The sequence below is a fragment of the Nocardioides glacieisoli genome (assembly GCF_004137245.1).
GTDB lineage: Bacteria > Actinomycetota > Actinomycetes > Propionibacteriales > Nocardioidaceae > Nocardioides > Nocardioides glacieisoli.
On the sequence record NZ_SDWS01000002.1, the window covers coordinates 521,851 to 539,102 of the forward strand.

Here is a 17,252-nt window from a genome sequence, read left to right on the forward strand (position 1 = left end):
CGACCACCACCTAGCGGCCAGCGGCCTCGAGCATCCGCAGCAGCTCCGCGCCCATGTGCTCGATGACGACCTGGAGGGCCTTGGCGGGACGGACCATCACGGTGAAGTCGACGATCTGGCCGTCGTCGTCCCACGTGATCATGTCGATGCCCGAGACGTCGAGCCCGCCGACCTCCGTGCGGAACTGGAGCACCGCCGAGTCGTCGCCGAGCCACTCGCGCTCGTAGGTCAGCGCCGGCCCGAGCACGGTGAACGCGGCCGTCAGGTAGCCGACGACCGTGTCCCGCCCGACCTGCGGCGTGTGCACGGCAGGGCTGCGGAAGACCGCGTCCTCGGCGACCAGGCCCGGCAGGCCTGCGGGGTCGCGGCTCTCGACGACGGCGTGCCAGCGGGTGAGGGCGGCTGCTGAGTCCATGCGCTCATCGTGCCAGCCGACCCGGTCTGGCAGGGTCTGGTCCGTGGAGATCCGGGACCTGCCGCGCGTCGTCTGGGCGCTGGCCCGGCGGCGCGGTTCGTCTCGTCGGCCGCGTCGTTCACGATGCTCTTCCTCACGCTCTACCTCACCGGCCCACGCGGGATGTCCACCGCGACCGCCGGCCTGCTCGCGGGCACGGTGGGGGTCGGCTTCCTGGTCGGCAACTTCACCGGCGGCCGCTGGGGCGACCGCTTCGGACACCGCCGGGTACTGCTGACCGCGAGCTCGACGGGCGGCCTGATGCTCGCCGTCGTGCCGCTCGTGCCGCTCTGGGTGCTGGTCGGGCTGTTGCCGGTCCAGGCCTACCTGATGGCGACGGGGTCGGTGTCGTCCGGTGCGCTGTCGGCGCTCGCGGTGCCCCGCGGCCAGCGGCGTACGTCGGTCGCGGTCGGGCGCGCCGCCTCCAACGCCGGGTTCGTGCTCGGGCCGCCGCTGGGTGCGCTGCTCGTGACGTGGAGCTACGACGCGATGTTCGTCGTCGACGGCCTGGCCGTGATCGTCGTACGCCTCGCACTGAGCCGGGTGCTGCCGCGCGACGCCCCCGACATCGCCACCGCACGGGCTCCGGGCCACGGGTTGCTCCGGGCGCTGCGCCTCGACCGCCCGCTGGTGGTGCTGCTCGTCGGCGTCGTGCTCGTCGACCTGGTCTACCGGCAGCTCTACTCCACGCTCCCGCTCCACCTGCGCGACTCCGGCCAGCCGGTCTGGCTCTACGCCACGGTGATCGCCGTCGGCTCCGCGTTGATCCTCGTGCTGGAGATCCCGGTGACCCAGTGGCTGCAGGGGCGCGAGGCCTACGGCGTCATCGCCCTCGGCTACGCGCTCGTGGGCGTCGGCACCGCGATGTTCGCGCTCCCGGTGTCGATCGCGTCGGTGGTGCTCGCGATGGTGGTGCTCACGGCCGGCGAGATCCTCTACAAGACGACCGCGACGGCCCACGTGCTCGACCAGGCGCCGGACCACCTCGTCGGCCAGTACCAGGGCCTCTACACCGGCGCCGCGACCAGCGGGACCCTGATCTCCGCGCCGATCGGCACGGCGGTGTACGCCGTGGCGCCGGACCTGCTGTGGGCCCTGATGGCCGCGCTCGCGCTCGTGGCGGCAGCCTTCGTGCTGGTGGCCCGTCGCGTGTCGGGGTAGTCCGGGATCAGTCCTCCGCGAAGCCCGGCAGCGACTCCTCGAGGATCTCGCGGAAGGGCACGGTGGCGCCGAGCTGGCTCAGCATGCCGATGGCGCCGACCCAGGTGCGGTGGATGAGCAGGTAGGACGTGGGCAGGTTGAGCTTGAGGGCGAGGGCGAACTCCTCCGAGCGCGGGTCGTTGACGCGCTCGAACTGGGCCCGCATCCACTCACGGGTGAAGGTGAAGCGATCGACCCCGGCAGGCTCGACGAACGGGGCGAGGTAGGACAGCACCATCGCCGGGTCGACCTCGATCTTGTCCCGGATGAAGCCCTCCTCGCGCAGCCCGGCCACCAGCGACTCGTCGTCGGCGTCGAGCGCGATGCGCAGCAGCCGACCCGTCGCGCGCGGCATGGCGCCGCCCTCGAGCCGCGCGACGGCGCCGAAGTCGAGGACGCCCATGCGCCCGAGCCCGCCGTCGGACGCCGGGAGGATGCGGAAGTTGCCGGGGTGCGGGTCGGCGTGGAGCATGCCGGTGAGCCGCGGGCCCTCGAAGAGGAACCGCACGAAGAGCTCGCCGTAGTGGTCGCGCTCCTCCCGGGTCCCCTCGCGGATCACGTGGGCGAGGGAGTGGGCCGAGTCGAGCCACTCGGTGACCAGCACCTCCTCACCCACCGACACCACGGCGGGGACCACGATGTCGGGGTGGTCGGCGAAGGCCTCGGCGTACGCCGCCTGCGCCTCCGCCTCGAGGTGGTAGTCGAGCTCGTCGGCGGCGCGCGCCTGCAGCTCGGCCACGAGCGGCTTGATGTCGAGCCCGGGAAAGACCGGAGCGACGCCGCGCGCGAGGCGGGCGATCTGGCGCAGGTCGGACATCAGCGCCTCACCGGCGCCGGGGTACTGGACCTTGACCGCGACGTCGCGCTCGGCGCCGTCGTCGGTGGCGTGGTCGAGCCACCGGCCGCGGTGGACCTGGCCGATCGACGCGGCGGCGGTCGGCGCTCCGTCGAGCCAGACCAGCCGCTCCTTCCAGTCGGTGCCGAGGTGGGTCGTGAGCTGCTGGCGCACGGTGGAGGTGGGCATCGGGGGAGCCGAGTCCTGGAGCGCGGTGAGGTGCTCGCGGTAGGGAGCGGCCAGCTCCTCGGGCAGCGCCGACTCCATCACGCTCAGCACCTGGCCGAACTTCATCGCGCCGCCCTTGAGCTCGCCGAGCGTGCGGAACAGCTGCTCGGCCGTGCGCTGCTGCACCTCGCTCAGCACGGCGTCGGCGTTGCGCCCGCCGAGGCGCTTGCCGAAGCCGATGGCGGAACGCCCGGCGTACCCCAGGGGCAGCGCCGCGAGTCGTGCCGTGCGGGCCGCGGCCTTGCGTGGGAGCTCGGTCATGCACCCATCATCCCCCCGGCTCCAATCCGGGCCCGGTCCGGCTCCGAAGTGGTGGCGCGCAGGGCGTGACCCGGCGCACGTTGCGTCGTTGAGCGGTGCAAGACCTCGACACCCTCGGGAGGGATCCACGTGCGACTCACGTCCGCGCTCGCCTGCACCGCGAGCATCCTCGCCGCCTCGGCAGCCTTCGGCGCCGGCGGCACCGCCACGGCAGCCGTGTCCGGCGCCCCGGAGCCGGCGAACGTCTCCGACTTCCTCGCCGGCCAGCTCACGAGCCTCAGCGGCAAGACCACCGTGCTGGTGCACGGGACCAACCTCACCGCCGCTCGCCAGGCCGTCGCCGCGACCGGGATGGCCAAGAAGGGCGAGTACAAGGGCATCGGCGTGGTGATCGCCAACGCGACGAAGTCGCAGATCGCCGCGGTCCGCACGCAGAGCGGAGTGACGTACGTCGAGGGCGGCGCGCAGCCCATCGAGTTCTTCCAGGAGACGTCCAACACCGCGACCCGCGGCGCGGAGGCGGCCTCGACGCTGACCGGCGCAAACGGCAGCCCGCTGACCGGCAAGGGCGTCAGCGTCGCCGTGATCGACTCCGGCGTCGACCCGACCCACCCCTACTTCAAGGAGGCCGACGGCTCGTCCGCCGTCGTCGCCAACCTCAAGGCGCTGTGCGAGCCGCTGACCGAGACCTGCTCGGTCCAGAGGCTGCCGAGCTTCGTCGACACCGACACGTTGTCGGTCGGGGGCCACGGCACCCACGTCAGCGGCATCGTGGCCGGTCGTCCGACCACGCTCACCGACGGCGGCAAGCTCCAGGGTGCCGCTCCCGGCGCCAAGCTCGTGTCGATCTCGACCGGTGCCGGCATCGTGATCCTCGGCGCCGACTCGGCGCTCAACTGGGTGCTGGAGAACCACGCCGCTCCCTGCGGCGCCGGCGTCCCGGCCGCGACCTGCCCGCCGATCAAGGTCACCAACAACTCCTACGGCCCCACCGGTGGCGGCGAGTTCGACCCCGAGTCGGCCACCGTCAAGCTCCAGCGGGCCCTCGCGGCCCAGGGCGTCGTGACCGTCTGGGCGGCCGGCAACGACGGCGGCGACGGCTCGGCGAGCCTCACCAACCCGCCCGGCCAGGACCCGACCGGCGGCATCCTGTCGGTGGCGTCCTTCTTCGACCAGGACACCGGCACCCGCGACGGCACCGTGTCCGAGTACAGCTCGCGCGGCCTCTCCTCCGACGCCTCGACCTGGCCGGACATCTCGGCGCCCGGTGAGAGCATCACCTCGTCGTGCCGGCTCTACCTGGTGATCTGCGCGACCGGCCTCGACCCGCGCAACGGTCCGGGGCTGCTCGACATCGGCACCTTCAACACGATCAGCGGCACGTCGATGGCGGCCCCGCACATCGCGGGCATCGTCGCCCAGCTGTTCCAGGCCAAGCCCTCTGCGACCCCCGCCGACATCGAGCGGGCGCTGAAGGTCTCTGCCTACAAGTACACCGACGGGGCCGGCTACCAGTCCGGTCCGCTCGGCACCACGTCGTACGACAAGGGCTACGGCCTCGTCGACGTCGTCGCCGCCGTCGCAGCGCTGGGATGACCACGTCGGACCAGCGCTGACCACAGACCCTCCAGGGGGGAGCCACCGCGCAACAGGGGCGCAGTGGAAGGAGCGGGCGGGAGCGAGAGCTCCCGCCCGCTCTCCTGTTTCACGCTCTCCTGTTTGACTGCTGGCATGGATCTCGAGTTCAGCGGCGACGTCGTGGAGTGGCGCGGGCCCGCGCCCTACTTCTTCGTGCCGCTCCCGCTCGACGCCGCCGACCTCGTCGACGAGGTCAAGGCGGAGGTCGTCTACTGGGGCGTCGTGCCGGTGCGGGCGTGGATCGGCGGCACGGAGTTCACCACGTCGATGTTCCCGCGCGAGGAGACGTGGTTCCTGCCGGTGAAGGACGCGGTGCGCAGGGCCGAGGGGATCGGCCTCGGCGACGTGGTCGACGTACGCCTCGAGGTGGGGAGGTAGGCGTCAGCCGACCGCGGGCGCGGGGTGAGCGCGACGAGCCGTCAGGTAGAGGCTCAGCACCACGTAGTAGGCGATGTAGGCCACCGAGATCGCGAGCCAGACGACGCTCGGGTCGGGCGCCTGCACCAGCAGCACCGCATAGCTGACGAGCCAGAGGCAGGTCAGCGCGAGCGTCGGCGCCTGCAGCGTCGTCGTGCGCGAGGGGTAGACGTAGCCGATGGGCACGAACACCAGGACGGCGCAGACGAGCAGCACGGCTGCGGCTGGGGTCGGCGTCAGGTCGAGCACGATGATGTAGAACGCGGCGATGTTCCAGTAGCTCGGGAAACCGAGGAACAGGTGGTCGTCGGTCTTCGCGTCGACCCGGCAGAACTGGTAGGCCGACGCCAGCAGCGGCACCACCGCGAGCACCTGCGCCGAGACCCCGTCTCCGAGCAGGCCGGTGCTCCAGAGCAGCACCATCGGCAGGAACGCGTAGGTGATGTAGTCGACGATGTTGTCGAGCAGTGCCCCGTCGAACCACGGCACGTGGCGCTTCACCTGCACCCAGCGCGCGAGCATGCCGTCGGTGCCGTCGACGACCATCGTGGCGAGGAACAGCCACAGGCACCGCGTGGTGTCGCCCTCCATGACCGCGACGACGGCCAGGAACGCCAGCACCAGCCCGGAGGCGGTGTAGGCGTGCACGAGCCAGGACGCGATCGTCGGGAGGGTGCTCCGGGGGGAGGTCACGTCCCCTCCTCGTATCAGCCGTGGGCAATTCCGTCGAGAAGCGGATCATGTCAGACGGAGTGCCCGGACCTGCAACCTTCGCCGCGGGTTCGGCGTCCTCTAGGTGCATCGGGACGATCCGGTGCACCCCACGAGAACGGACAGCACCCATGCGTACGACCATCCTGAGCGCCGCGTCGCTGACGCTCGCCGCCCTCGCCCTGACCCAGCTCCCGGCCCACGCGGACGAGCTCGTCTTCGCGGACGACCAGGACCTCGCCCACGGAGTCGACCTGCTGTCGGTGGAGGTCCAGCACGGAGCGCGCAACGTCGTCGTGACCACGAAGCACACCGACCTCGTCGAGTCCTTCCGCAGCGGCTCCTCGGGATCGGTGTTCCTCGACACCGATCCGACGGACACCGGTCCCGAGTACGTCTTCGCCGGCGGCTACTTCGTCGGCACCGACTACACGCTGCTGACGACCGACGGCTTTGCCACCTCGACGTGGGGCGAGCCCGTCGAGGGCTCCTACCGGATGAAGATCGACTACGACGCCGACCAGGTGCGGATGCGGATCTCCCGCGACGCGATCGGCTCGCCCGACGAGGTCCGGGTTGCCGTACGCGTCGCCGGCACGCGCCCGAACGGCAAGGACACCAGGACGGACTGGCTCCTCGCGCCCCGGACGTTCACCGACTGGGTCGCGCAGTGACACAGGTGGTCGAGTAGCCGAGCGAGGTACGAGTGAGGCGTATCGAGACCCGGCTACTTGACCTCCCGGACCTCCTGCGGCCACCCGCAGCCCTCGGCGACCCTGGCGGCCCACTCGCGGGCCTCCTCGATCGTCTCCACCTCGATGATCGTGATGCCGCCGAGGTATTCCGTCACCTCGGTGTAGGGGCCGTCGGTCACCAGCATCTCGCCGCTGGTGCCGTCGGCGCTGAAGGCCAGCTCCATGTCCTCGACGAGGCCGCCGGCGAAGACCAGCACGCCTGCCTTCTCCATGTCGAGGACGACGTCCGTCGACGGCTTCACGCGGGACTGGTACCACTCGGCCGGGTGGTCACCGACCCACTGCTGCATGAAGTAGATGGCGTACTTCGTCATGTCTCTCCTCGTCCCTGAGCCGCCCCGTGCGGCCCTCCGACACTCTGACGGACGAACCCGCCCCGGATCGACAGGTGACGGGCCGAAAGTGAGTGGTCAGGGGTGGACGGGGGCGGTGTCCTCGACAAGGCGCGGCCGGCAGGCGAACCAGCCGGCGGCCACGCCGACGAGGGCGGTCGCGGCCAGCACGACGAGCGGTGCCGTCCACGAGCCCGTCGCTTCGCGCACCAGCCCGAGGCCGATCGGGCCCAGGCAGGCCAGTCCGTAGCCGATTCCCTGGACGAACCCGGAGACCGTGGCGGCGGACTGCGGCGTCCGGGTGCGGTGGTTGACGAGCGTGAGGCAGAGCGGGAACGTGCTGACCCCGATCCCGAGCGCGCACATCCAGAGCGCGGTGCCGTCCACCGGCGAGAGGGCCAGGCCCGCGTAGCCCACGAGGAGCAGCACCGAGCACGTGACGACGACCGGGAACGGGTTGCGCATGCGGGTGGCGAGCTGGGGGACGACGAGGGCGGCGAGCACACCCCAGGCGGAGTAGAGCGCGAGCATGGAGCCACCCCGGGTGGCACTGGCCCCGGCGTCGGTCAGCACGGACGGGACCCACGTGATGATGCTGTAGTTGGCGACGGAGACCGCCGCGAACAACCCCACCAGCCCCCACGCGGTCGTCGAGCGGACCGGTCGCGGGTGGGCGCCCGGCCCCGGGCCGGCGGTGCGGTGGTCGGACGGGAGTGCGAGGGCGAGCGCGAGCCACAGGATCGCCGCGACGGCTACGGGGACTGCCCACATCCCGAGCGACAGGCGCCACGTCGTCGCCTGCGCCACGGGCACGGCCAGCAGGGGAGCGACGAACTGGCCCGTCTGCAGCAGGAGCAGGTAGCCGGACGTCCACAGGGCGACGCGATCGGCGAACCACGCCTTGATGAGCGGCACGATCACGACGTTGGCCGCCCCGATGCCCGCCAGCGCGAGGACCGTCGACGCGACGAGCGCGAGCGGCGTCGGCGCGAGTGCTCGCATGGTCAGGGCTGCCGCGGACAGTCCGAGCGCCACCGCGGCGGTCCGCTCGAGCCCGTACCTGCGCGTGACCACGGGGGCGAGGAAGCCGAAGACGGCGAACGTCGCCGCCGGCACCGTGCCCAGGAGTCCCGCGAGGGCGATCCCGAAGCCCAGGTCGGCACCGACCGTCTCCAGCAGGGGCGGAAGCCCGGTGACTGCCGTGCGCAGGTCGAGCGCCGTGAGCGCGATGGCGAAGGCTGCCCAGGTGGCCAGCCGTCCCCGGCCGTGGAGGGTGTGCGACGACAGCGTCGACGTCATGCTGGACTCCACAGGGCGATGAATGATGGGATCATGGGATGAATGACGGGCAGTCTGGCACGCCATCGCGGGTGCGTCGAGTGGGACTGATCGACCGGGTCGCCAGCCGGTTCCACGACGAGATCACGTCCGGCCGGTGGCCGGTGGGTGGGCGGATCCCCGTCGAGGCCGAGCTCGTCGAGGCGTTCGGAGCCGGCCGCAACACGGTGCGCGAGGCGCTTCAGTCCCTCGTGCGCGCAGGCCTGCTGAGCCGGGAGCAGGGCCGCGGCACCTTCGTCATCGCCGACAGCGAGCTCCCCGGCTCACTCGTGCGCGAGCTGTCCGGCGGCAGCCGCCACCACTACCTCGAGCTGCGGCTCGCCCTCGACACCACCGCGGCCTCCCTGGCCGCACTGCGCCGCACGACCGCGGACGTCGAGAGGCTCCGCGAGCTGTGCGACGCCCGCGAGAGGGCCTGGGGCCAGGGCGACAGCGACCTCCGGGCCCGGGCGGACCTCGCCCTGCACCACGCCGTCGTGGTGGCGACGCACAACCCGCTCTACGTGCAGCTCTACGAGGGCATGACCGACGTCTTCGCAGCCCACATGCGCGACGAGGAGTCAGGGGACGACGAGGCGGCCCACCGACACCACCACGACCTGGTCGAAGCCATCGCGGCCGGGGACGCCGAACGAGCGTCGGGGCTGGTGAGGGAGATCTTCCAGCCCTTCATGGACTGATCCGGCGCTCAGGCCGGCTCGGGGAACTTCACGCCCGTGTTCGCGTGGCAGCGGTAGCCGAAGGGGTTCTTGGCGAGGTACTGCTGGTGGGCGTCCTCGGCGTAGAAGTACGGCGTCTCACTGGCGGGACGGATCTCGGTGGTGATCTCGCCGAGGCCGCGGCGGGCGAGCTCGTCGCCGTACACCTGGGTCAGCTCGCGCGCGGTCTGCTCCTGCTCAGGGGTCGTCCAGTAGATCGCGGAGCGGTACTGCGTGCCGACGTCGTTGCCCTGGCGCATGCCCTGGGTGGGGTCGTGGATCTCGAAGAACTTCTTGAGCAGGTCGGCGTAGGACACCACGGTCGGGTCGAACACGACGCGGATCGCCTCGGTGTGCCCGGTGTGGCCGCTGCAGACCTCCTCGTAGGTCGGGTTCGGCGTGCTGCCGCCGGCGTAGCCGACGGACGTCGACCAGACGCCGGGCAGCTGCCAGTAGATCTCCTCGGCGCCCCAGAAGCAGCCGAGGCCGAGGACGGCGACCTCGTGGCCGGCGGGGACCTCGTCGGAGACGACGGGGGTGTGGAGGACCAGGTGCTCCCCGAGGCTCCACATCGACCGCTCGCGGCCGGGCAGGGCCTGGTCGGGCGTGGGCAGGGTGGCGGGCTTGCCGAATCCGAACATGCTTCCATCATCCCCCGGCGGACAAGCCCGGCCGGGGCGGTCCCGCAGGCGTCCACGAGGCGGCGTACGTGGAATTACCTGGACTAGACGTCGTGCTGCCACCGATGTATCGGAGGGCCATCTGGGAGCACCTTGGGATCACACGTCCAACCGTTGAAAGGAACGCCACATGTCGTCACGTCGATCACTGCGGCAGCTGCTCGTTGCCGTCCTCCTCGGGGTCCTGGTCGGTGGGGGCCTGATGGCCGTCACTCCCGCGGGTGCCGAGGTCAGCAGCGCCGTCGCCACCAACTGGAAGAAGATCTGGAAGAAGAACCTCAAGCCGCTCGCCGACAAGCGCTACTACACGAAGAAGCAGAGCGACGCGAAGTACTCCACCAAGGCGGAGACGGCTGCCGGTGACGCCGCCTCGCAGGCAGCCGCGAACACCGCCACCGATTCCAAGCTGACGGGCTACTACAAGAAGGCCGAGATCGACGCGAAGCTCGCGCCGTTCGTCAACTCGGTCGCGGCCAACTCCGGGGGCGACCAGCTGCTCACCCTGGGGGCCATCCAGACGGTTCGCTCGGTCAGCCTGATGCCGCCGTCGAACGGCACGGTCATCGTGACCTCCAGCGCCTACGTCATCAACACCGGTGCGGGAGCGTCCACGGCTCGCTGCAGCATCACCCCGGGCACGGCGCTGGACGACCCCTTCTTCCAGCGGGCGACCATCGCGACCCCCGGTGACACCGACGTGATCGCTGCCACCCGCGGCTTCGCGGTCACCAAGGGGACGCTGCTGACCGTGAACCTGGTGTGCGACTCCATCCTGGGCACGTCCGACCTGCGCGACAGCAACCTCAGCGCGATCTTCGCGCCCGGCTGACCCACCACCAGCACCAGGGACGGCCGCCACCCGGGGGGTGTGGCGGCCGTTCCTGCTGTCCGGGGCCCGTCCCGGTCGCGGGGCGCTGGGTCTACGCTCGACCGGTGACCCAGGAACGTGCCAACAAGACCGGTTTCGAGACGCGTGCGATCCACGCCGGCTACGAGCCCGACGCGATGACCGGAGCGGTGAACCCGCCCATCTACGCCAGCAGCACCTACAAGCAGGACGGTGTCGGCGGCCTGCGCGGCGGCTACGAGTACAGCCGCTCGGCCAACCCGACGCGTACGGCGCTCGAGGGCGCGCTCGCGGCCGTCGAGGACGGCGAGAAGGGGTTCGCCTTCGCCTCCGGCCTGGCCGCCGAGGACGCGATCATCCGCGCCCTCACCGCCCCCGGCGACCACGTCGTCATCCCCGACGACGCCTACGGCGGCACGTTCCGCCTCTTCGACAAGGTCGCGAAGCTCTGGGGCACCGACTACAGCGCCGCTCCGGTCGCCGACACCGAGGCAGTGGCGGCCGCGGTCGAGAAGGGCCGCACCAAGCTCGTGTGGGTCGAGACCCCTACCAACCCGATGCTCACCATCGGGGACATCGAGGCGCTCGCCACCGTCGCCCACGACGCGGGCGCCCTGCTCGTCGTCGACAACACCTTCGCCTCGCCCTACCTCCAGCAGCCGCTCACCCTCGGCGCGGACGTGGTGGTGCACTCGACCACGAAGTACGTCGGCGGGCACAGTGACGTCGTCGGGGGAGCGGTCGTCGTGCGCGACCTCGACCTGGCGGAGAAGATCGGCTTCCACCAGAACGCCATGGGTGCCGTGGCCGGTCCGTTCGACGCGTTCCTCACCCACCGCGGCCTCAAGACGCTCGGCGTACGCATGGACCGCCACTGCGACAACGCCGAGAAGGTCGTCGCGTTCCTCGACGGCGACCCGCGGGTCACCGAGGTCATCTACCCCGGCCTCGCCGCGCACCCCGGCCACGAGGTCGCGGCCCGCCAGATGAAGCGCTTCGGCGGGATGATCTCGTTCCGCGTCGCCGGAGGCGAGCAGCAGGCGCTGGCCGTGTGCGAGCGCGCCGACGTCTTCACCCTCGGCGAGTCGCTCGGCGGCGTGGAGTCGCTGATCGAGCACCCCGGCCGGATGACCCACGCCAGCGTCGCCGGCACCGACCTCGAGGTCCCGGCCGACCTGATCCGGCTCAGCGTCGGCATCGAGAGCGTCGACGACCTGGTCGCCGACCTCGACCGGGCGCTGGGGTGAGCGTGCCGGAGCCCCGTCCCGATCCGACCGACCCGCGCTACTCACTGGCCAACGAGCGCACCTTCCTGGCCTACGAACGGACCTCCGTCGGGCTGCTCGTGGCGGCGGTGGGTGCGCTGCACCTGCTCCGGGACTCGTGGGCCGAGTACGCCCTCGGGGCGGGGCTGCTCGTCGCCGCGGCGCTGACCTCGGTCGTCGGCTGGAGGCGGTTCCAGCAGGCGGACGCGGCCATCCGTGAGGGCCGGCCGCTGCCTCAGGGCAGCGCCGTGCCGATCGTGGTGGTGGTGGTCCTGGTCCTCTGCGTGCTCGCCGGGCTCTCGGTGCTGGTGTGACCGCGGTCGTCTGCGTCGACTTCGGCTCCACCTTCACCAAGGCGGCTCTGGTCGACCTCGACACCGGTGACCTGCTCGCGACCGCGAGCCACCCGACCACCCTCCCGGACGAGGCGGGGAATGGTGACGTGCTCGACGGGTACGACGCCTGCATGCGCGTGCTGGCCGAGCAGGACCCTGCCGCCACCGACGCGGACGTGCTCGCCTGCTCCAGCGCCGGCGGGGGCCTGAGGATCGCGGTGGTGGGCAACGAGGAGCTGGTCACCGCTGAGGCCGGGCGACGGGTCGCGCTGTCCAGCGGCGGCAAGGTCGTCCTCGTGCTCTCCGGTGGGCTCGACGTCGACAAGCTCACCGCGCTGCGGGCCTCGGAGCCCGATGTGGTGCTGCTGGTCGGTGGCACCGACGGCGGCAACGCCGAGGTGCTCGAGGGCGATGCCGACTTCCTCGCGCGGACACCGTGGAATGGCCCGGTGGTCGTCGCCGGCAACGTCGAGTCGCAGGCCGCGATCGCGACCCTCCTCGACCACGCGGGCACGCCCCACGTCCTCGCCGACAACGTGGTGCCCAGGATCGGCGTGCTCGCCCCCGACAGCGCGCGGGCCGCGATCCGCGAGATGTTCCTGTCCCACGTGATCGGCGGCAAGCACCTCAGCAGCCGCACCGACGCGCACGGCCGTTCGTTCACCGACCTCGTCCGCGGGGCGACGCCCGACGTGGTCCTCACCGGCGTCGAGCTCCTCGCACGCGGTCTCGACGACCAGCACCCCGGTGCCGGCGACGCGGTCGTCGTCGACGTCGGCGGCGCCACGACCGACGTGCACAGCGTGGTCGAGCTCGACCCCGAGGACAGCGGCCTGGCGCGGGAGGTGGTGGCCACGACCCCCGTGACCCGCACCGTCGAGGGTGACCTCGGCATGCGGTGGTCGGCGATGTCGACGGTCGAGGCCGCCGGCCGCGACGACCTGCACGCGGCCGGCGTACGACGACGGGCGCAGCCCGACTTCCTGCCCGACTCCGACGACGAGCGGGACGCCGACCTGGAGATCGCCGCGGCCGCGGTGCGGATCGCGCTCGAGCGCCACGCCGGCCGCAGCAAGGTGGTGGTCAGCCCCGAGGGGCGCGTCGTCGAGCGCAGCGGCAAGGACCTCCGGGAGGTCGACCTGCTGGTGGGTTCGGGTGGCGTGCTGCGCCACGGCGGCCCCGACGCCGTACGACGTGTGCTGGGGCCGGCGACCGGCGATGCCTTCGAGGGCGGGTGGCAGCTGCCGCGCGCCCCGACGGTCGTCGTGGACCACGACTACGTCCTGGCGGCCGCGGGCCTGCTCGCCGCGGAGCACCCCCTGGCCGCGCACCGACTGGTCGACCGACTGCGGACGGCGGGGGATCGGTAGCGTGACCGGCGTGGGCGTAGGCGACGAGCGGGACGAGACGGACGACGAGTCGGGCCGGCGCAGGCTTTTCGCTGCCCTCGCCCGCAGCGAGGACGACGACCGCCTCAGCGAGCGGATCGTCAGCCAGTGGGCGCAGATGCGGGCCGAGCGCCGCGCGGAGCCCGCCTTCACCACCGGCCCGTCCAACTTCAGCCGCGCGCAGGTGCCGTGGGGGCTCGACCTCGCCGCGGCGTGGGCGTGGCGGCTCATCGTCATCACCGCGGCCGGGCTCGGCCTGCTCTGGACGCTGCGCTACTTCGCGGTGATCACGCTCCCGCTGGCGGTCTCGCTGCTGATCGCCGCCCTCGCGGTGCCGCTGGTCAACCTGCTGCGCCGGATCGGCCTGCCGCGCGGTGCTGCGACGGGCATCGTCATGGTGCTCGGCATCGGCACGGTCGCGCTGCTGCTGACCTTCGTCGGACAGCAGGTCGCCGCGGGTGCCAGCGACCTCGCCGACTCGGTCGTCGAAGGTCTGCAGCAGCTGCGCGACTGGCTGCGCACCGGCCCGCTCCACGTCTCCGACTCCCAGCTCGACGGCTACCTCGAGGGCGTGCAGGGTGCCGTCACCGACAGCACCGGCGCCAACGGCATGGTCACCCGGGTGACCGAGGTCGGCACCGCGGTCGGTCATGTCGTCGCGGGCTTCTTCATCGTGCTGTTCTCCACCTACTTCTTCCTCGCCGACGGCGACCGCATCTGGGCGTGGCTGGTGCGGATCGCCCCGCGCGCGGCGCGTGAGCGCGTCGATGCGTCGGGCCGCGTGGCGTGGGTGTCGCTGACCCAGTTCGTCCGGGCGACCGTGCTGGTCGCCCTGGCCGACGCGGTCGGCATCATGCTGGTCGCCTGGTTCCTCGACGTGCCGTTCGTCGTCGCCATCGGCGTCCTGGTCTTCCTCGGTGCGTTCGTACCGATGATCGGCGCCACGATCGCCGGGTCGGTGGCGGTCCTGGTCGCGCTGGTCGACCAGGGGCCGTGGCCCGCTGTCCTGATGCTCGTGGGTGTGATCGTCGTCCAGCAGATCGAGGGCCACGTCCTGCAGCCCTTCCTGATGGGCCGCTTCGTCTCGCTGCACCCGCTGGGCGTGATCGTCGCCATCGGGTGTGGCGTCCTGGTGGCCGGTGTCGCGGGCGCGCTCATCGCCGTACCGCTCGCTGCGGCCGGCAACGCCGTCGCGCAGCACTTGGCGAGCTACACCGACCTCGGGGAGGACGAGCCCGACGAGGCGCTCGACGACGACCTCGCGCCCGACGGGTCGCCGCCCTCGAGCACGCCACCGGACGACGGCCCGCTGGCCGGACCGGACGCGCCCGACGACGACGAGGAGGACCGACGATGACCGAGCAGGTCAGCCTGGCCGACATCGTGGCCGCACGCGAGGTGCTGCAGGGTGTCACGGTGACGACGCCGATGGAGGAGTCGCGCTGGCTCTCCGCGCTCGTCGGCGGACCGGTGTCGCTCAAGTGCGAGAACCTCCAGCGCACCGGGTCGTTCAAGGCCCGCGGCGCCTTCGTCCGCATCTCCCGCCTGTCGGAGGAGGAGCGCGCGCACGGCGTCGTGGCCGCCTCCGCCGGCAACCACGCCCAGGGCGTCGCGCTCGCCGCGACCACGCTCGGCATCCGCTCGACCGTCTTCATGCCCGAGGGGGCGCCGATCCCCAAGGAGAAGGCGACCCGGGGCTACGGCGCCGACGTGGTCTTCCACGGCCGCTACCTCGAGGACTCGCTGGCCGCGGCCCGCGCCTTCGCCGACGAGACCGGTGCGGTCCTCATCCACCCGTTCGACCACGCCGACGTCGTCGCCGGCCAGGGCACGCTCGGGCTCGAGGTGCTCGAGCAGGCTCCCGACGTACGCACGGTGCTGGTGCCGACCGGCGGTGGCGGGCTGCTCGCCGGGGTGGCGATCGCGATCAAGGCGATGCGTCCCGACGTGCGCGTGGTGGGGGTGCAGGCCGAAGGCGCCGCGGCCTATCCCGGGTCGCTCGCGGCCGGCAAGCCGGTGCCGCTGGCGTCGATGAGCACGATGGCCGACGGCATCGCGGTCGGCCGGCCCGGCGACATCACGTTCGCCGCGGTCCGTGACCACGTCGACGACATCATCACGGTATCCGAGGAGTCGCTGTCGCAGGCCCTGCTCGCGCTCGTCGAGCGGGCCAAGCAGGTCGTCGAGCCGGCCGGCGCGGCCGCGGTCGCCGCACTCCTCGACAACCCGGGCGGCTTCGAGACGCCGGCCGTCGCGGTGCTCTCCGGCGGCAACATCGACCCGCTGCTGCTGAGCAAGGTGATCCGCCACGGCCTCGCCGCCGCCGGGCGCTACCTCTACCTCCGCGTCAATATCCCCGACCTCCCCGGCGGGCTCGCGTCGCTCCTGGCCGAGGTCGGTGCCGAGGGCGCGAACGTCCTCGAGGTCGCCCACGAACGGATCTCGCCCTCGCTCACCCTCAACGAGGTCGAGGTGCGCATCCAGCTCGAGACCCGGGGCGAGGCGCACGCCGAGCACCTGAAGGAGCGGCTGCGCCAGCGGGGGTACCGCGTCGCCGACTGAGCGACGTACGACCCTCTCGTGCTGCTTCGAGCGGTGGTCCACCCACATGTGTTGGCGCTCGAAGGTGGCTCCACCACCGCTCCAGCGGCCGACACGCCCCGACACGCCGAAGGGCGGTGATCCACCCACCTTCCGAGCGATCGGAATGTGGGTGGACCACCGCCCAGGCGGTGTTCAGGTGGTGAGGATCAGGCGCGGTAGGGCTCCGCGTCGACGATCGTGACGCTGAGCTCCTTGCCGTTGGGCGCGGTGTAGGACACCTGGTCGCCCTTGGTCTTGCCGTTGATCGCGGCGCCCATCGCCGACTCGGGGGAGTAGACGTCGAGCGTGTCGCCCTCGCCGAGGTTCTCGCGGGCACCGAGGAGGAACTTCTCGTGGTCGCCGTCGCCGAAGTCGACCGTCACGACCATGCCGGGCTCGACGATGCCGTCGTCGGGGGGCGTCTCGCCGACCTCGGCGCGCCGCATCATGTCCTCGAGCTGGCGGATCCGGGCCTCCTGCTTGCCCTGGTCGTCCTTGGCCGCGTGGTAGCCGCTGTTCTCCTTGAGGTCACCCTCGTCGCGCGCAGCGGCGATCTTCTCGATGATCTCCTGGCGCCGGGGGCCCCTGAGGTCGTCGAGCTCGGCCTGCAGCTTGTCGTAGGCCTCCTGGGTCAGCCAGACGGTGCCCTGGTCGGTCATGTCGTTGCTCCTGCTTCGCGTTGTCGGGTGCTGTGTGTGTCGAGTGCTGGGTGTGCCCCAGCGCACCCGGAGCGGGTCGGTGGTTCGGTACGTCCGTCCGATCGGGGTCGGCGCGGTCACGGGCCTTCATGTGGCATGGACCAGCGCACCCGGGACGGGCAGAACGAACAGATTAGCAAGCCCCGCGCGAAAGTGCAGTTCGTACGGCCACGGCCGGACTCAGCGAGGCCGCGGCTGGCCCTCGGACGTGCAGCCGAGCTTCTCGACCGTGGTGGCGCGCCGCTCGGTGCGGATCACGACCTCGTTGGTGCCACCGGCCGGCGTGAAGGCGAGCTCGCCGACCGGCGTGTGGTCCTCGGCGAACGCGCGCAGCCGGCAGGTCGCCTCGGCGTCGTCGCCGAGGCGTACGTCGAGTCGTGCCCGCGTCTCGTTGTCGCTCATGACCTCGAAGGACACGAGCTCGGAGGTGACCGCGGGCGTGGTGTGGAACCACATCGCCCAGCCGAGCCACCCGAGGCCGACCACGGCGAGCACGGCGGCCAACGACACCGCGGTCGGGCGGCGCCACCGTGAGGGTGTGCCGTAGCGGTCGGCGAGGTCGGTGGTCACGGTCAGAAGCCTAAGGCGC

19 protein-coding genes are annotated in these 17,252 nt (G+C 71.8%); 11 read left to right on the plus strand and 8 right to left on the minus strand.

Translation table 11 applies throughout. The features are described 5' to 3' along the window. Positions 1–10: 10 nt before the first annotated feature. Positions 11–415, minus strand: a complete 405-nt coding sequence (locus EUA06_RS06695) for a nuclear transport factor 2 family protein (protein WP_129474229.1) — start codon at positions 413–415, stop codon at positions 11–13. A gap of 9 nt (positions 416–424) precedes the next feature. On the opposite strand from EUA06_RS06695, the gene EUA06_RS06700 reads away from it, so the two are divergent. Continuing rightward, entirely contained in the window at positions 425–1,615 is a 1,191-nt protein-coding gene (locus EUA06_RS06700) for an MFS transporter (protein ID WP_129474230.1), read from the plus strand. 7 nt (positions 1,616–1,622) lie between these two features. Here EUA06_RS06700 and EUA06_RS06705 read toward each other — a convergent pair whose 3' ends face one another. Then, positions 1,623–2,978 (minus strand): ABC1 kinase family protein, encoded by a 1,356-nt coding sequence (locus EUA06_RS06705; RefSeq protein WP_129474231.1) that lies wholly within the window; start codon positions 2,976–2,978, stop codon positions 1,623–1,625. 129 nt (positions 2,979–3,107) lie between these two features. Between EUA06_RS06705 and EUA06_RS06710 the strand changes: the two genes are divergently transcribed. Both EUA06_RS06710 and EUA06_RS06715 read left to right on the plus strand, forming a co-directional pair. After that, complete coding sequence (locus tag EUA06_RS06710; RefSeq protein ID WP_242497996.1) at positions 3,108–4,574, plus strand: S8 family serine peptidase; 1,467 nt, start codon at positions 3,108–3,110, stop codon at positions 4,572–4,574. 135 nt (positions 4,575–4,709) lie between these two features. Then, on the plus strand, positions 4,710–4,994 hold the full coding sequence (locus tag EUA06_RS06715; RefSeq protein WP_129474232.1) for a DUF1905 domain-containing protein: 285 nt from the start codon (positions 4,710–4,712) through the stop codon (positions 4,992–4,994). A gap of 3 nt (positions 4,995–4,997) precedes the next feature. Here EUA06_RS06715 and EUA06_RS06720 read toward each other — a convergent pair whose 3' ends face one another. Beyond that, on the minus strand, positions 4,998–5,726 hold the full coding sequence (locus EUA06_RS06720; RefSeq protein ID WP_129474233.1) for a CDP-alcohol phosphatidyltransferase family protein: 729 nt from the start codon (positions 5,724–5,726) through the stop codon (positions 4,998–5,000). Positions 5,727–5,875: 149 nt separating this feature from the next. On the opposite strand from EUA06_RS06720, the gene EUA06_RS06725 reads away from it, so the two are divergent. Then, positions 5,876–6,418: a hypothetical protein gene (locus EUA06_RS06725; protein WP_129474234.1), complete on the plus strand. Its 543-nt coding sequence runs from the start codon at positions 5,876–5,878 to the stop codon at positions 6,416–6,418. Between the two features lie 53 nt (positions 6,419–6,471). Here EUA06_RS06725 and EUA06_RS06730 read toward each other — a convergent pair whose 3' ends face one another. Together EUA06_RS06730 and EUA06_RS06735 are read right to left on the minus strand one after the other, a co-directional pair. Continuing rightward, a complete protein-coding gene (locus EUA06_RS06730; RefSeq protein ID WP_129474235.1) occupies positions 6,472–6,813 on the minus strand; it encodes a YciI family protein in 342 nt (113 codons plus the stop codon). 96 nt (positions 6,814–6,909) lie between these two features. After that, positions 6,910–8,130: an MFS transporter gene (locus EUA06_RS06735; protein WP_165354285.1), complete on the minus strand. Its 1,221-nt coding sequence runs from the start codon at positions 8,128–8,130 to the stop codon at positions 6,910–6,912. Positions 8,131–8,210: 80 nt separating this feature from the next. On the opposite strand from EUA06_RS06735, the gene EUA06_RS06740 reads away from it, so the two are divergent. Next, positions 8,211–8,849, plus strand: a complete 639-nt coding sequence (locus EUA06_RS06740) for a FadR/GntR family transcriptional regulator (RefSeq protein ID WP_165354286.1) — start codon at positions 8,211–8,213, stop codon at positions 8,847–8,849. An 8-nt stretch (positions 8,850–8,857) separates the two neighbouring features. Here EUA06_RS06740 and msrA read toward each other — a convergent pair whose 3' ends face one another. Beyond that, positions 8,858–9,508 carry a peptide-methionine (S)-S-oxide reductase MsrA gene (gene msrA / locus EUA06_RS06745; protein WP_129474238.1) on the minus strand — a complete coding sequence of 217 codons (651 nt, stop codon included), beginning with the start codon at positions 9,506–9,508 and terminating at the stop codon, positions 8,858–8,860. 169 nt (positions 9,509–9,677) lie between these two features. Between msrA and EUA06_RS06750 the strand changes: the two genes are divergently transcribed. The 6 genes from EUA06_RS06750 to ilvA all read left to right on the plus strand — a co-directional run bounded on the left by EUA06_RS06750 (position 9,678) and on the right by ilvA (position 15,944). Continuing rightward, positions 9,678–10,376 (plus strand): hypothetical protein, encoded by a 699-nt coding sequence (locus tag EUA06_RS06750; RefSeq protein WP_129474239.1) that lies wholly within the window; start codon positions 9,678–9,680, stop codon positions 10,374–10,376. Between the two features lie 104 nt (positions 10,377–10,480). Further along, positions 10,481–11,641, plus strand: a complete 1,161-nt coding sequence (locus EUA06_RS06755) for a cystathionine gamma-synthase (protein ID WP_129474240.1) — start codon at positions 10,481–10,483, stop codon at positions 11,639–11,641. 2 nt (positions 11,642–11,643) lie between these two features. Then, positions 11,644–11,973, plus strand: a complete 330-nt coding sequence (locus tag EUA06_RS06760; protein ID WP_207208233.1) for a YidH family protein — start codon at positions 11,644–11,646, stop codon at positions 11,971–11,973. Continuing rightward, positions 11,970–13,364 (plus strand): glutamate mutase L, encoded by a 1,395-nt coding sequence (locus EUA06_RS06765; RefSeq protein ID WP_129474242.1) that lies wholly within the window; start codon positions 11,970–11,972, stop codon positions 13,362–13,364. Before EUA06_RS06760 ends, EUA06_RS06765 begins: the two co-directional genes overlap by 4 nt. 10 nt (positions 13,365–13,374) lie before the next feature. Continuing rightward, positions 13,375–14,739: an AI-2E family transporter gene (locus tag EUA06_RS06770; RefSeq protein ID WP_242497997.1), complete on the plus strand. Its 1,365-nt coding sequence runs from the start codon at positions 13,375–13,377 to the stop codon at positions 14,737–14,739. Then, positions 14,736–15,944 carry a threonine ammonia-lyase gene (gene ilvA, locus EUA06_RS06775; RefSeq protein WP_129474243.1) on the plus strand — a complete coding sequence of 403 codons (1,209 nt, stop codon included), beginning with the start codon at positions 14,736–14,738 and terminating at the stop codon, positions 15,942–15,944. Before EUA06_RS06770 ends, ilvA begins: the two co-directional genes overlap by 4 nt. A gap of 188 nt (positions 15,945–16,132) precedes the next feature. On the opposite strand, the gene greA is transcribed toward ilvA, so the two are convergent. Beyond that, positions 16,133–16,624 (minus strand): transcription elongation factor GreA, encoded by a 492-nt coding sequence (gene greA, locus EUA06_RS06780; protein ID WP_129474244.1) that lies wholly within the window; start codon positions 16,622–16,624, stop codon positions 16,133–16,135. Between the two features lie 219 nt (positions 16,625–16,843). Further along, positions 16,844–17,233 (minus strand): DUF4307 domain-containing protein, encoded by a 390-nt coding sequence (locus tag EUA06_RS06785; RefSeq protein ID WP_165354287.1) that lies wholly within the window; start codon positions 17,231–17,233, stop codon positions 16,844–16,846. Positions 17,234–17,252: the final 19 nt, after the last annotated feature.